Origin of the sequence: Pseudomonas sp. WS 5071 (assembly GCF_012985765.1) — a bacterium.
In the GTDB taxonomy this organism is placed as follows: domain Bacteria; phylum Pseudomonadota; class Gammaproteobacteria; order Pseudomonadales; family Pseudomonadaceae; genus Aquipseudomonas; species Aquipseudomonas lundensis_A.
In genome coordinates, this window is record NZ_JAAQWY010000019.1 from 83,554 (window position 1) to 95,452 (window position 11,899).

General features: G+C 52.2%; 13 protein-coding genes and 1 tRNA gene. 5 read left to right on the forward strand and 9 right to left on the reverse strand.

The window, feature by feature from the left end:
• Nucleotides 1-22: 22 nt before the first annotated feature.
• Nucleotides 23-1,246, reverse strand: coding sequence for a serine/threonine transporter SstT (gene sstT, locus HBN61_RS13400; protein WP_094995163.1), 1,224 nt, complete (start codon nt 1,244-1,246; stop codon nt 23-25).
• A 346-nt stretch (nt 1,247-1,592) separates the two neighbouring features.
• Here sstT and HBN61_RS13405 point away from each other — a divergent pair, with 346 nt between their 5' ends.
• Complete coding sequence (locus tag HBN61_RS13405; protein ID WP_094995164.1) at nt 1,593-2,747, forward strand: MFS transporter; 1,155 nt, start codon at nt 1,593-1,595, stop codon at nt 2,745-2,747.
• Here the strand turns inward: HBN61_RS13405 and nhaR are convergent.
• Nucleotides 2,744-3,649, reverse strand: coding sequence for a transcriptional activator NhaR (gene nhaR, locus HBN61_RS13410; protein WP_170046956.1), 906 nt, complete (start codon nt 3,647-3,649; stop codon nt 2,744-2,746). The two genes, HBN61_RS13405 and nhaR, sit on opposite strands and share 4 nt — an antisense overlap.
• A gap of 135 nt (nt 3,650-3,784) precedes the next feature.
• Between nhaR and HBN61_RS13415 the strand changes: the two genes are divergently transcribed.
• Together HBN61_RS13415 and HBN61_RS13420 are read left to right on the forward strand one after the other, a co-directional pair.
• Nucleotides 3,785-4,027: a hypothetical protein gene (locus HBN61_RS13415; RefSeq protein ID WP_169963382.1), complete on the forward strand. Its 243-nt coding sequence runs from the start codon at nt 3,785-3,787 to the stop codon at nt 4,025-4,027.
• A gap of 30 nt (nt 4,028-4,057) precedes the next feature.
• The gene (locus tag HBN61_RS13420) at nt 4,058-4,813 is read left to right on the forward strand and encodes a TerC family protein (RefSeq protein ID WP_169963380.1); all 756 of its coding nucleotides are present in this window, start codon (nt 4,058-4,060) and stop codon (nt 4,811-4,813) included.
• Between the two features lie 51 nt (nt 4,814-4,864).
• On the opposite strand, the gene HBN61_RS13425 is transcribed toward HBN61_RS13420, so the two are convergent.
• Entirely contained in the window at nt 4,865-5,035 is a 171-nt protein-coding gene (locus HBN61_RS13425) for a hypothetical protein (protein WP_169963378.1), read from the reverse strand.
• A gap of 218 nt (nt 5,036-5,253) precedes the next feature.
• Here HBN61_RS13425 and HBN61_RS13430 point away from each other — a divergent pair, with 218 nt between their 5' ends.
• The gene (locus HBN61_RS13430; protein WP_170046957.1) at nt 5,254-5,931 is read left to right on the forward strand and encodes a PA2778 family cysteine peptidase; all 678 of its coding nucleotides are present in this window, start codon (nt 5,254-5,256) and stop codon (nt 5,929-5,931) included.
• A 48-nt stretch (nt 5,932-5,979) separates the two neighbouring features.
• On the opposite strand, the gene HBN61_RS13435 is transcribed toward HBN61_RS13430, so the two are convergent.
• Nucleotides 5,980-7,263, reverse strand: coding sequence for an NAD(P)/FAD-dependent oxidoreductase (locus HBN61_RS13435; protein ID WP_094995168.1), 1,284 nt, complete (start codon nt 7,261-7,263; stop codon nt 5,980-5,982).
• 184 nt (nt 7,264-7,447) lie between these two features.
• Here HBN61_RS13435 and HBN61_RS13440 point away from each other — a divergent pair.
• Nucleotides 7,448-7,524 (forward strand) — tRNA-Val (locus tag HBN61_RS13440).
• A 1,242-nt stretch (nt 7,525-8,766) separates the two neighbouring features.
• Here the strand turns inward: HBN61_RS13440 and HBN61_RS13445 are convergent.
• From HBN61_RS13445 to HBN61_RS13465, 5 genes are all read right to left on the reverse strand, one after another.
• Nucleotides 8,767-9,108, reverse strand: a complete 342-nt coding sequence (locus HBN61_RS13445) for a hypothetical protein (protein ID WP_133077232.1) — start codon at nt 9,106-9,108, stop codon at nt 8,767-8,769.
• Nucleotides 9,109-9,475: 367 nt separating this feature from the next.
• Nucleotides 9,476-10,930, reverse strand: coding sequence for a DEAD/DEAH box helicase family protein (locus tag HBN61_RS13450; protein ID WP_170046958.1), 1,455 nt, complete (start codon nt 10,928-10,930; stop codon nt 9,476-9,478).
• The gene (locus tag HBN61_RS13455; RefSeq protein WP_170046959.1) at nt 10,920-11,165 is read right to left on the reverse strand and encodes a hypothetical protein; all 246 of its coding nucleotides are present in this window, start codon (nt 11,163-11,165) and stop codon (nt 10,920-10,922) included. Before HBN61_RS13455 ends, HBN61_RS13450 begins: the two co-directional genes overlap by 11 nt.
• A 110-nt stretch (nt 11,166-11,275) precedes the next feature.
• On the reverse strand, nt 11,276-11,557 hold the full coding sequence (locus HBN61_RS13460; protein ID WP_170046960.1) for a hypothetical protein: 282 nt from the start codon (nt 11,555-11,557) through the stop codon (nt 11,276-11,278).
• A complete protein-coding gene (locus HBN61_RS13465; protein ID WP_178088789.1) occupies nt 11,554-11,769 on the reverse strand; it encodes a hypothetical protein in 216 nt (71 codons plus the stop codon). The genes HBN61_RS13460 and HBN61_RS13465 overlap by 4 nt, the downstream gene beginning before the upstream one ends.
• Nucleotides 11,770-11,899: the final 130 nt, after the last annotated feature.

Below are 11,899 nucleotides of genomic sequence, written 5' to 3' on the forward strand. Positions count from 1 at the left end.
AACACTGTGCATGGACGTGGCCTTAGACGGCCTTGTCTTCTTTCGCCATGCAGGCGGCAGCGGTAAACAGCACATCGGTGGAGGAGTTGAGGGCGGTTTCGGCCGAATCTTGCAGGATGCCGATGATGAAGCCCACGGCGACTACTTGCATGGCGATTTCACTGGGAATGCCGAACAGGCTGCACGCCAGCGGAATCAGCAGCAGCGAACCACCTGCCACGCCCGATGCCCCACAGGCGCACACAGCTGCCACGACGCTCAGCAGAATCGCCGTCGGCAGATCGACCTCAATGCCCAGTGTGTGCACGGCTGCCAGGCTCAATACCGTAATCGTGATGGCCGCACCGGCCATATTGATGGTGGCACCCAGCGGGATTGATACCGAGTAAGTGTCTTCATGCAGGCCCAGTTTCTCGCTCAACGCCATGTTGACCGGGATGTTGGCCGCCGAACTGCGGGTGAAAAACGCGGTGATACCGCTTTCGCGCAGGCACAGAAACACCAGCGGGAACGGGTTGCGCCGCAGTTTCCAGAACACGATCAGCGGGTTGACCACCAAGGCGACAAACAGCATGCAGCCGATCAGCACGACGAGCAGGTGCAGATAGCCCAGCAGTGCATTGAACCCCGAAGAGGCCAGGGTTGAGGCGACCAGGCCAAAGATGCCCAGCGGCGCGAAACGGATCACCACGCGCACGATCAGGGTGACACCATTGGACAGGTCATTGAGCACCGTGCGGGTGGTTTCGCCCGCATGGCGAATGGCAATGCCCATGCCAATGGCCCACGCCAGAATACCGATGAAGTTGGCGTTCATCAGGGCACTGACCGGATTGTCTACCACGCTCAGCAGCAGGCTTTGCAACACTTCATTAATGCCACCCGGCGCAGAAATCGCAACGTCGTGGGTAGACAACACCAGATGGGACGGGAACAGCATGCTGGCGACCACGGCTACAACTGCGGCTGCAAACGTGCCGAACAGATACAGCACCAGAATCGGGCGAATGTGGGTTTCCTGGCCGTGTTTATGGTTGGCAATCGAGGCCATGACCAGCACAAACACCAGAATGGGAGCAACGGCTTTCAACGCGCTGACAAAAACCTTGCCGATAAAGCCTACAGTCAGAGCAGCCGAGGGGGCGAGCCAGGCCAGCAGAATCCCGGCAATCAGGCCGATCACGATCTGGGTCACCAGGCTGGTGCGTTTGAGCCGGTGCAGCAGGGAAGGTGAAGCGTCAGTCATAGGGGACTCTCTAGTTGTTGTGGGTGCCGCAATCAATGATCGTGTGCGAACAAAATGTCAGATGTTTCCCACAGATCTCGGGGGGGGGCGAAAAGTTCGCAGCAGATGATAGCCGTGTCGATTGGATACGTCTGTGTGACTAAAACCATGGCGGGGCGCGGACTTTATCATAGGGATGCGGGAACTTTCCTGCTCAAGGGCAATCTGTCACATCTGCACCCGTGTCAGGGCCGTGGATTCGGCGGGTACGTGCTGCGAATCATTCTGTTACCATTGCGCTATCCACTCTTATTCAAATCAGCGGGCCACTTGGCTTTCGCTGGCCTTGCCGTCTCTGGAGTTATTCATGCTGTTGCCCATCCTGCTGCTGTCTGCGGCCGGTTTTACCGTGCTCACGACCGAGTTCATCATCGTCGGCTTGCTGCCCTCTATTGCTCGGGACCTTGATGTCAGCGTGCCTCAGGCCGGGCTGTTAGTGACGTTGTTCGCCTTTACTGTCGCGGCTCTTGGTCCTTTTTTAACGGCTTATTTCGCCAGATTTGAGCGTAAACGCCTGTTTATCGGCATTTTGTTGATGTTCGCGTTTGCCAACACGGTTGCCGCATTGGCACCGAACATTTGGGTGATGGCTTTTGCGCGGTTGTTGCCTGCCTTGGGCTTGCCGGTATTTTGGGCGCTGGCCAGTGAAACAGCGGTAGACATTGTGGGCCCTGACTATGCGGGGCGTGCGATCGCCAAAATCGGTTTCGGCATTGTGTGTGCGACGGTCTTCGGTATTCCGGTAGGCACGTTGATTTCGGATGCGTGGGGATGGCGCAGTGCGTTCGGCATCCTGGCCGTGGTGGCCCTGGCCAAGGCTTTGCTGTTGTGGATCTATCTGCCTTCAACGCGGGTGGTCAAAGACGCCGTCACGTTGCGCTCTCAATTCGGCATGCTGCGCAGCCCGTTGATGATCGGTCACGTTGTCTTGTCGGTCTTAGTGTTCAGCGGCATGTTTACCGCTTACACCTATTTGGCGGACATTCTCGAGCGCCTTGCGGGTTTCGACGGCACGTTAGTGGGATGGTGTCTCATGGGCTTCGGTGCTGTCGGGTTGATCGGCAATTCGTTAGGCGGTCGTATGGTCGATCGTCATCCGCTGATTGCCTCGATGGTGTTTTGCGCCTTCATGATTGGCGGCATGGTGGCATTGGTGCCTAGCATTCACTCCACGCTGGGGTTGGCGGCGGCCATGGGCGTATGGGGTGTGACGCAAGCCGCGCTGTTTCTGGTCAGCCATGTGCGCCTGATGAAAGTGGCGCCCCACGCGCCGGCCTTTGCGGCTTCGCTGAACATCGCAGGGGCGAACCTGGGGATCGGGCTGGGCGCCATGGTAGGCGGCCGGGTGATCGACCATTACGGCCTGGGTAGCCTTGGCTTTGCAGCGGCGGGCTTTATTTTGGTGTCGATCCTGCTTGCCCTGTTGTTAATGACGTCTAAAAACCGCGCAGTGTGTGCTTAACGCTCTAGATCGGTGAACAGTTCGCGCCGTGCACCTTCAGTAATCGCAACGATTCCGGGGTGCTTGATCTTGCGTTCTACGGTGATGGCGTAAAACGATTCGGTCACGGCGTTGGTCTGGCCGATCAGTTTCACGTCAAACTGACGTATCACTTCTTCAGCGATCACGCTGGGGGCGATGAAAACGCCCGTACCTGACTGTCCAAAGGCTTGCATCAGCGCGCTGTCGTCGAACTCACCGACGATGCGCGGCTGAATGTGCTGTTCGGCCAGCCAGCGCAACAGTCGGCTGCGCAACACGGTTTCAGAGCCCGGAATCAACAACGGGGCTCCCTGCAAGCAGTGGGGGAAATTGTGCAAGTAGTCTTTGGCCAACAGGGCTGTGGCAAAAAAACTGATGCCACACTCACCCAGCTTCTGACTTAAGCCTTTAATGTCGAGGTGGGAAGGCATGGGGCTATCGGAAATCACCAGATCCAGCCGCTGAATAGCCAGATCTGCGAGCAAACGATCCAGTTTGTCTTCGCGGCACGTGATGCGGATGGGCGCCTCCAGCGCCATGGTTGGCGCAATCAGCCGGTACACAATCGATTTGGGCACGACATCCGCCACACCCACGCGGAACAAAATCTGTTGTTCCTTGGGGGACATGCGCAGCATGCTTTCCAGTTCGCTGCCCAGCTGGAACATCTGCTCAGCATAAGGCAGTACTTGACGACCGGTTTCGGTCAATTCCAGTTGCCGGCCGACCCGCTGAAACAGGGGCAAGCCATACGTTTGCTCAAGCAGGCTGATTTGGCCACTGATGGTCTGGGGGGTGAGGTTGAGTTGCTCGCAGGCACGAACAATGCTGCCGGTTTTAGCCACCACCCAAAAGTAGTGCAACTGTCGATAATTAAGCATTTGCTCTGCAATACTTCGTAAAAACCGAAGTATAACCTTTAAAAATACGAATTTTACTGAACTGTTTGTCTGCCTAGACTCTCGCGCTATTCGCGTGCGTTAGCCGTGACCATTGATTTCGAGAGGAAACGCAGGATGACGATGACAAAACTGGGCGTTGCTACACTGCTTGTTGCAGCAGTTTTAATGACGAGTGGGTGTGATCAGGCTGAGAAAGCTGCGCAGCAGATGCTCAGTAAAACGGCCGAGAGCGCAAAGCAGGCCATTGACGATACCCACAAAGCCGCTGAACAGGCGCTCAATGAAGCGACGGGCTCAGCCCCGGCCGAGCCAGAGACGTCAGCGCAAGACAATAAGCAATCCTCACAAGCCATTTAATTCGTCCTACACCTGAGTCCGAACGCACCTATGGATTACCTTTTACAACTGGCTGCCAGCCCCACTGCCTGGATCGCCCTGGCCACGCTGATCGTCATGGAGATCGTGCTGGGGATCGATAATTTGATCTTTATTTCGATCCTGACCAACAAACTGCCTGAGAAATTTCGTACCAAGGCACGCCGGATCGGTATTGGCATGGCGCTAATTCTGCGCCTGGGGTTGCTGAGCACGATCGCTTACATCGTGCAATTGACCACTCCGGTCTTAGACGTGCTGGGGCAGGCCTTTTCCTGGAAGGACATGATTCTGATCGCTGGCGGCCTGTTCCTGGTCTGGAAGGCCACCAGTGAAATCCATCACAACATGAGCCCGCAGGCTGAAGGTGAGACCGAGGGCAAATCATCTGGCGTCTCGTTAGGGTTTGCTGCCGCGATCGGGCAAATTCTAATGCTGGATCTGGTCTTCTCGATTGACAGCATTATTACCGCCGTGGGTATGACCGAGCATTTGCCGATCATGGTCATCGCCGTTGTGGTTGCCGTACTGGTGATGTTGCTGGCCTCGGAACCATTGGCCAAGTTCATCAATGAAAATCCGACCGTGGTGATGCTGGCCCTGGCCTTCCTGATCATGATCGGTATGACGCTGATTGCCGAAGGGTTCGGCGCCCATGTGCCTAAAGGGTATGTGTATGCAGCGATGGCATTCTCGGCCACAGTCGAAACGCTCAACATATTGGCCCGAAGGGTGCGGGAAAAACGCCAGGCGGGGTTGGCTAAGTAATCGCTGAAGCTGCACACAAAAACCGTCCACTTTCATGAAGTGAACGGTTTTTTAATGGGCGTTCGCTGCTTTGATGGCGGTCTTGGTGGTAAGCGCTTTAGGTTCAACCTTGGGTTGCGGGTGATGGTGACGACGACTGATACGCATCACACCCCACAGCATGGCGGCGGCGACGGCCAACCAGCCGCTGAACAACAGGAAAAGCGTTAATGCCGGGCTCATGAGTGCCTCCTTTGCCCATGTTGGGCACACACACATTAGAAGTGACAGTCTAGCCGCTGGAGTGTTTCAAGCTATTGACCAAAGGTCGTGAGTGTTCAACTGATTGGCTCTAAATCACGCGCTTTACTGGGTGTTAAGGCTATACCTCGCATCACTCCAGCCTTAAGATCGGCAACCATGCCGGACTGACAGTCTGGAACCATTCAAGGCGAGGGTGCATGCAGGGAATTAAAGGGTTGAGCGTGGCGCGAATGGTATGGGCGGCGGCTCTGGCGTTAACTGTAGTGAGCTGCGCCAGCGTTCAGCGACCTGAGGTTCGCCAACTGCCAGAGCGGGTTGAGCTTAACGGCGTGCCATTTTTTCGCGGCAATGCTCATCAAAGCGGGCCGCACGTGTTGGCAAGCATGTTCAACGAACAGCGGGTCGGTACAACGCCCGGCCTGTTGACCAAGCCTCTGAAATTGCCGCAAGCAGAGCAAGCTTTACAAAGCAACATGCTGGCCTTGGCTGAGCAATACGGGTTCATGGTTTACCCAGTGGACCCATCGCTGTCCGCCGTGCTGACGCAGGTGGCAGCGGGCTATCCGGTCATGGTGCGATTCGCCGATGGGATTGTCTGGTCTACGCCTCGCTACGCCATGGTGGTGGGTTATGACCGCCACAAACAGACTGTATTGTTGCGTGCCGGCATGGAGCGGCGGCGTCAGATGACCTTCAACACGTTTGAGTCTGCCTGGAAAGCAGAGGGGAGTTGGGCGGTGCTGATACTTTCGCCGGGCCAGCTACCCGCCAACGTCGACAAGGCGCGCTGGATTAAAGCGGCCGAGTCACTGGCGCATGCCGGGCAAGAGCAGGCAAGCGCCAGAGCGATTCAAGCGCTCGACGCGCAAAAATAGCGGGAAATAAAAAACGGCGCCCAAGCGCCGTTTTCGATGAAGCACCGGTCAGAAGCCCAGCTTGTCGCGCAGGCTGTAGTACCAGGCACCTAGAGCTGTCAGAGGAGTGCGCAGCAATTGGCCACCCGGGAACGGGTAGTGGGGCAGATCAGCGAACGCATCAAAGCGCTCTGCCTGGCCGCGCAGTGCTTCAGCCAGCACTTTGCCCGCGAGGTGCGTATAGGTCACGCCATGGCCGCTGCAGCCCTGCGAGTAATAAATGTTGTCGCCGATGCGACCTACTTGTGGAAGGCGGGACAGCGTCAGCAAAAAGTTGCCGGTCCACGCGTAGTCAACCTTGACGTCTTTTAACTGCGGGAATGCCTTGAGCATCTTTGGGCGAATGATCGCTTCGATGTTCGCCGGGTCCCGAGCGCCATAGACCACACCGCCGCCGAAGATCAGACGCTTATCACCGGACAAGCGATAGTAATCCAGCAGGTAGTTGCAATCTTCCACACAGTAATCTTGGGGCAACAGCGTATTGGCCAAGTCGTCCCCCAGCGGTTCTGTGGTAATGACTTGAGTGCCACACGGCATCGACTTGGCAGCCAGTTCTGGCACCAGATTGCCCAGATAGGCATTGCCGGCCACGATGATGAACTTTGCCCTGACTTTGCCTTGCGGCGTATACACCACGGGGTTGGCACCGCGCTCAATGCGCACGGCAGGCGATTGCTCATAGACAATGCCGCCCAGCGATTCAACCGCAGCCGCTTCGCCCAAGGCCAGATTAAGCGGGTGAATATGACCGCCGCTCATGTCCAGCAAACCGCCCTGGTATTGATCGCAAGCGACAACTTCGCGGATCCGGCGTTGGTCCAGCAATTCCAGCCGGTTATTGCCATAGCGCTCCCAGAGTTTCTTCTGGGCTTCCAAATGACCCATTTGCTTGCTCGTGATGGCGGCAAAAACACCCCCGTCTTTCAGGTCGCATTGAATCTGGTACTTGGCCACACGATCACGAATGATCTTGCCCCCTTCAAATGCCATCTGACCCAAGAGTTGAGCCTGCTTTGCACCAACAGAACGCTCAATGACATCAATATCGCGGCTGTAACTGTTCACGATCTGACCGCCATTACGGCCGGAAGCTCCAAACCCCACTTTGGCTGCTTCCAGTACCGTCACCCTAAAACCGTTTTCAAGCAAAAACAGCGCACTCGACAGCCCGGTATAGCCGGCGCCAATCACACACACATCCGTCTCGACCTCGCCTTGCAGCGCGGGGCGCTCAGGGGCCGGATTTGCCGAGGCCGCGTAATAAGACTGGGGATATGCAGTGTTCGCCATTTTGCAATCTCTGTTTTATATTTTTTACGAGTGCGGGCGATGCTACCTGACTTGAAATCCCCCCGCCAGCTACCCAGTGGCGAGTATTTTTGCGCTTCAAATAAAAATTTCGACAATTCATAGAGTTACCTGCAAAAAAGGTGTTGACACACCTCCGTAAATCTATAGAATGCGACCCCACAGCAGGCACGTAGCTCAGTTGGTTAGAGCACCACCTTGACATGGTGGGGGTCGTTGGTTCGAGTCCAATCGCGCCTACCAAACAAAATCCGCTCTGCTGGGCGGTCTAGAAGGGCTCACCGAAAGGTGGGCCCTTTTTTGTTGTCTAAGAAAACGTTCACAAATTATAGGCTTCGTTCACACAAGGCAATGTGAACGTGAATTCATGCCTGCCTCTGTTCACACTCTGAATTGTGAATGGCTATGCCTAACCTATTGATACATATAGCTTGAGCCCTTTCTTGTCTAGGTGGTGGTACGTTCGCAAGCTCACTCCCTTGCCCGTTGTTCGTGCCTCACAAGGGCAGGCTACTAACCAACTGAGCTACGTGCCTGCTGTGTCCTAAGCGCCTAACGGCTGACGCTCTACAGACCCCCCCCCTTGTGTTTGTTTCTACGCACACATTGAGGGTTGCTGTTTGAGTATCTGTGCGAGCTAGTCGAGGGGGAGAGCAGGGGGTGTAGGGGTGGGCTCCTTCTTATGCAATGGAGCTCCTGAATTTCTGCTACAAATTAATCATCCATTGGTTAGTTTAAGGTGGTTGCTATGCTCGGTGGGATATATGCAGCTTGGCGGGGGAAGGCATTTGGGAATCAAGTTGCTGATTTTATTGGTATGCACCGCAGTCTCTATCATGGGGCTATGGAGGAGGGTGGTTGCAATATGCACATGCTAATGCTCTCTCACCTGAAATCTGAAGGGCATACAGTAGAGGCTGTAGCTCAGGACTCGTGTAGGTTTCTAATTGCTGGGTTAAGGATTATCGAGAACAAATTCGGACAACAGGCGCATATTGACCATGCTAGGGCTTGTGTGATGAATTTGATGGATAACAGTCAATCTTGATTTTTTATGAGTTGCGCTGTATAAATCGCTTCATAGCAAACGGGCTAGGTGTAAGCTGAACTGTATGTCTCATTAGGAGGCGCTGCGAAGTGAATAGCGTTATGGCGGAACCTTAAGTGGTGTAGTTGTAACATGAAAGCTAAGCAAACAATGGGAGGATGGTTGGTAGAACTCCCCAGCAAGGCGTAGCTTTATACGCTGGCTTACCCCTTCTGGCTTTGTTAGAAGGGCAGGTTACTGGTAGCTGAACTATCAGGCACAGAAGGCGCTAGCCTCTGTGAAGAACGGCCAGTGTGGTAACGCATTGAGCACCCGAGAAGGGCATCTAGGAATCCCCTAGAAAATAACCTGGTATAGATACGTGTGAAATTGCCATATTAATGTGGTGGGTATAGCTTAGAGTCAATACGCTCCTTCTCATTAACTAAATAATTATCCTAAACAATACTCATCCTTCGTACATCTGTAGCCCATTCTTCAGCTACTTTGGCTTCTATGGCTATGTGACGCTCTACATCTAGCTTACGAGGTCTGCCAACAGGTCTGATAGCACCAGTTAACTTTAGCATTTCCTTAACGGCTGATACATTCCCGTTAACTAGTTCTTGTTTTAGAATCTCCACTGACTTATCAAACCAATACAAGCGGTGCTCATCCTTCCAGCCTAACGACTCTGCTTGGGCGTCAAGTGATGTAAGGCTAATGCCTAGCTTGTCTGCTAGATTTGAATGTGAGAATGATTCGATGTAGCTTTTCTTATGGCTGTCTATGGTTTTCATATGTACTCTTGATTTGTTAGATTGGTAGTAATGGACTTTCAGTAGGAGTCACTGCGTGACAGCAGAAGCAAGAGCGCGCCACGTAGTGGCATACGCATTAAAGAAAGATCAAGAGCGATTAGCTGGTAAGCAGTCCCGCCTTTGATCCTCTCTTTGAATGCGTGCTCTTTGTCAGCTATGCTGACGTTGCTTTTGCTTTTAAATACTTGTTTCTTAGGTCTGGTAGAAATAAAATAAAAGTATTTAATAGGACCATCTGTCCTTAGAGGTATCTAAGAAGTAATGGCCTTAGTATTGTATAAATTGCCCAAAATCTCTTAAGGAGTCTTTAAGGAAAATTGGGCAAAAAGCATGTCGACGTTGGGCATTATGCTGCTTGTTTGAGTCCAGCTGTCCAATTGCGAATAGATTTGTATGGAACTCCCAGATTCTCTGCAATTTCCTTTCTATTCATACCGTCCTCAATCAGCAATGATACTGCCTGAGCTTGAAGAAGGGCCTTGTCTTTCTTCTTCTCTGATTGCTCCTTCTCCCAAGGAGTCATGCTCAATTCAGTGTTGATAGTAGCTAAGCGGCCTAGCTTGCTTTGAAGGTACGCAGCCATGTCCATACTCTGAACAAATAATGTGACTGGCTCTGTGCTGCTTCTGTCTCTCAGTGAGGTTCTGGCTACAGCTTGTAGGGTGCTTTCATAGAAGCGCTCAAACTCAATTGCTTTTCGTACTTCAGCAACAGGAACACCTAACATCTCACCTAGAGTGTGAAAGCTTAATCCATCATCAGGGCTTACGTTTCCATGCTGAAGGCATATAGCAATGTGTCTATCTTGATAGCCGTTAATACCCCTGCTATCAATAGGCAGCTTAGTGATGTTATCATTGAAGTTATGGTTCATCCATTGGTGTGCAAAGGCTAGACCTTTCTCGTCACCAACCATAGCTGTGATACAGCGCAACCAATCAGCTAGCTGTACACCATCATCCCAAGTGTCGGCAGGCTTGCCATTACGTTGCATCATGCTTTGGGTCTTAGAGTACTTGCTAGTAAGGAAAGGGTGTAGCTCAACACGCTTACCATAACCATCGAATTCAGGGGTGAAAAGAGAAGGCTCAAATCCCCATCCTTGATGCTTGGCATGGATACCCAGAAGTGTGTCGCGCACATTGTTAGCTAGGATGTGGACGCTGTTAGCGTATGAGAAGGCAGGTAGGAAATCTCTATAGCGCACAATGCGTACAAGACGCTTGCCTTTAGTGTTCTGAGCTTCCACCTCAACACTACATTTAGGTGTTAGCATAGCTTTCAGTACGTCTAGGGCTGACTCGCTCAGTGCGCTACTGTCCTTGGCTTTAATCATATTCTCAACAAGGGCAATACTCTCAGGCTTAATCTCAGCTTTCTTTTCAGGGGTAACGGTAAGGTAGTTACCAATACTCCCAAGATAGCTGATGCTGTCAAACTGATAGCCCTTGCAGTCAGAAACACTAGGCACCTCATCTACAACAAGCTCCCAGCCCGCTAGGAGGCGAGCATCTATACGTCTTAGGGCTTCATGGGTGAGCATAATCAAAGGCTGTGAGCGAGCTGCTAGGGCTCTCTCTACGCTTACTGTGACATGATCTGTAGTGTCTGAAGTAATAACTGTGGGAGAGAAGCCTACTTTTAGCTTGATGTCTAAAGCTAACTCTTTAATAAGCGCGTTAGTAGGCATTGCATACACAATGTGACTGTCAAGGATTAGCTCGGGGAGGGATTGAATAAACTTTGTAGACTTGCCACTACCGGGGAGCGCCTCGGCAATAAATAGTGTCTTAGAATTCATATTGTCCTTTGTGGTATTTTTTATAAGTGTCAATATCTTCGCTATTGTAGTGGGAGATGTAATAAGCCTGTTGGATGGTGAGGCGGTTTTCTCTAGCTAGCTTGATAAGGCTTTGATTGTTGTCTTTGGCTGCTATCAGTAGTTTAGCTACTCTGCGCCTAACGGCAGTCGGTTGTAGGAATGGAGTGGTAGGGTTGATATTCGGTATCAACACAAAGTCTTCTTGCGATACCATGTGGGTTCCTTGTTAGGCAAGTAGGGTTAGTGTCAGTGTTGCGATTTTTAAAAGTATGGAATAGGTTGTGTGTAATATTGATGCTGTAATAAGCCAGCTTAAAGCTGTGTTCATTTGGTTTCTTGTGGCTTTTTGGTGGTCTTAAGGTCATCTATAATTTTATGTAGGGCAAATGCTGATGTGAATGAGCCGCTTAAATTACTTGATGCTGATTGGTTGAGGCACACATAGGTGCCGCGAGGTTCCATCTGATACTCAACGCCCTTGTAGGTTTTAACCTCTCCTACAAGTTTAGAGTTCTTGCTATCAATCCATTCAGCAGTTGCAGCCAATGCAGCCTTACGCTTCTCAATGTACTGGCGTTCACCTTCAGACATAAAGTGCATGTTCATTCTGTTACTCCAAAACGTTTATAGATATCAGCTCTAATAGCTTTCATGGTTTCTGTTTGATGCTTGCCAGTAGCATGGGTGCCACTAACAACACTATGCTTAATTCCTTGCAGGTTGCCGTTAGCGTCGTAGTTGAGATTGCTAGGCTTAATTGTGATGAGTCCATTATGGGCTTGCTCAACAGCAGCTTGTGCATTGATGCTCTCGCGCACTAGGGATGCTCCGATCAACTTGTCGTGCAGCCGCGGCAAGTTGCAATTTTCCAGGCACCTACAGCGTCATTGGACGAAAAGTGACCGAAAAATCATGTACGGAGAGCTTTTTCGACCGGTTCTCCGTGTT

What these genes read in the sequence shown, in the direction of transcription:
- HBN61_RS13420 (WP_169963380.1), top strand. Translation starts at nt 4,058, where the DNA reads ATGGATTACCTTTTACAACTGGCTGCCAGCCCCACTGCCTGGATCGCC.
- HBN61_RS13435 (WP_094995168.1), bottom strand. Translation starts at nt 7,263, where the DNA reads ATGGCGAACACTGCATATCCCCAGTCTTATTACGCGGCCTCGGCAAAT.
- HBN61_RS13405 (WP_094995164.1), top strand. Translation starts at nt 1,593, where the DNA reads ATGCTGTTGCCCATCCTGCTGCTGTCTGCGGCCGGTTTTACCGTGCTC.
- HBN61_RS13445 (WP_133077232.1), bottom strand. Translation starts at nt 9,108, where the DNA reads ATGAAAACCATAGACAGCCATAAGAAAAGCTACATCGAATCATTCTCA.
- HBN61_RS13415 (WP_169963382.1), top strand. Translation starts at nt 3,785, where the DNA reads ATGACGATGACAAAACTGGGCGTTGCTACACTGCTTGTTGCAGCAGTT.
- sstT (WP_094995163.1), bottom strand. Translation starts at nt 1,246, where the DNA reads ATGACTGACGCTTCACCTTCCCTGCTGCACCGGCTCAAACGCACCAGC.
- HBN61_RS13460 (WP_170046960.1), bottom strand. Translation starts at nt 11,557, where the DNA reads ATGAACATGCACTTTATGTCTGAAGGTGAACGCCAGTACATTGAGAAG.
- HBN61_RS13425 (WP_169963378.1), bottom strand. Translation starts at nt 5,035, where the DNA reads ATGAGCCCGGCATTAACGCTTTTCCTGTTGTTCAGCGGCTGGTTGGCC.
- HBN61_RS13450 (WP_170046958.1), bottom strand. Translation starts at nt 10,930, where the DNA reads ATGAATTCTAAGACACTATTTATTGCCGAGGCGCTCCCCGGTAGTGGC.
- nhaR (WP_170046956.1), bottom strand. Translation starts at nt 3,649, where the DNA reads ATGCTTAATTATCGACAGTTGCACTACTTTTGGGTGGTGGCTAAAACC.
- HBN61_RS13455 (WP_170046959.1), bottom strand. Translation starts at nt 11,165, where the DNA reads ATGGTATCGCAAGAAGACTTTGTGTTGATACCGAATATCAACCCTACC.
- HBN61_RS13430 (WP_170046957.1), top strand. Translation starts at nt 5,254, where the DNA reads ATGCAGGGAATTAAAGGGTTGAGCGTGGCGCGAATGGTATGGGCGGCG.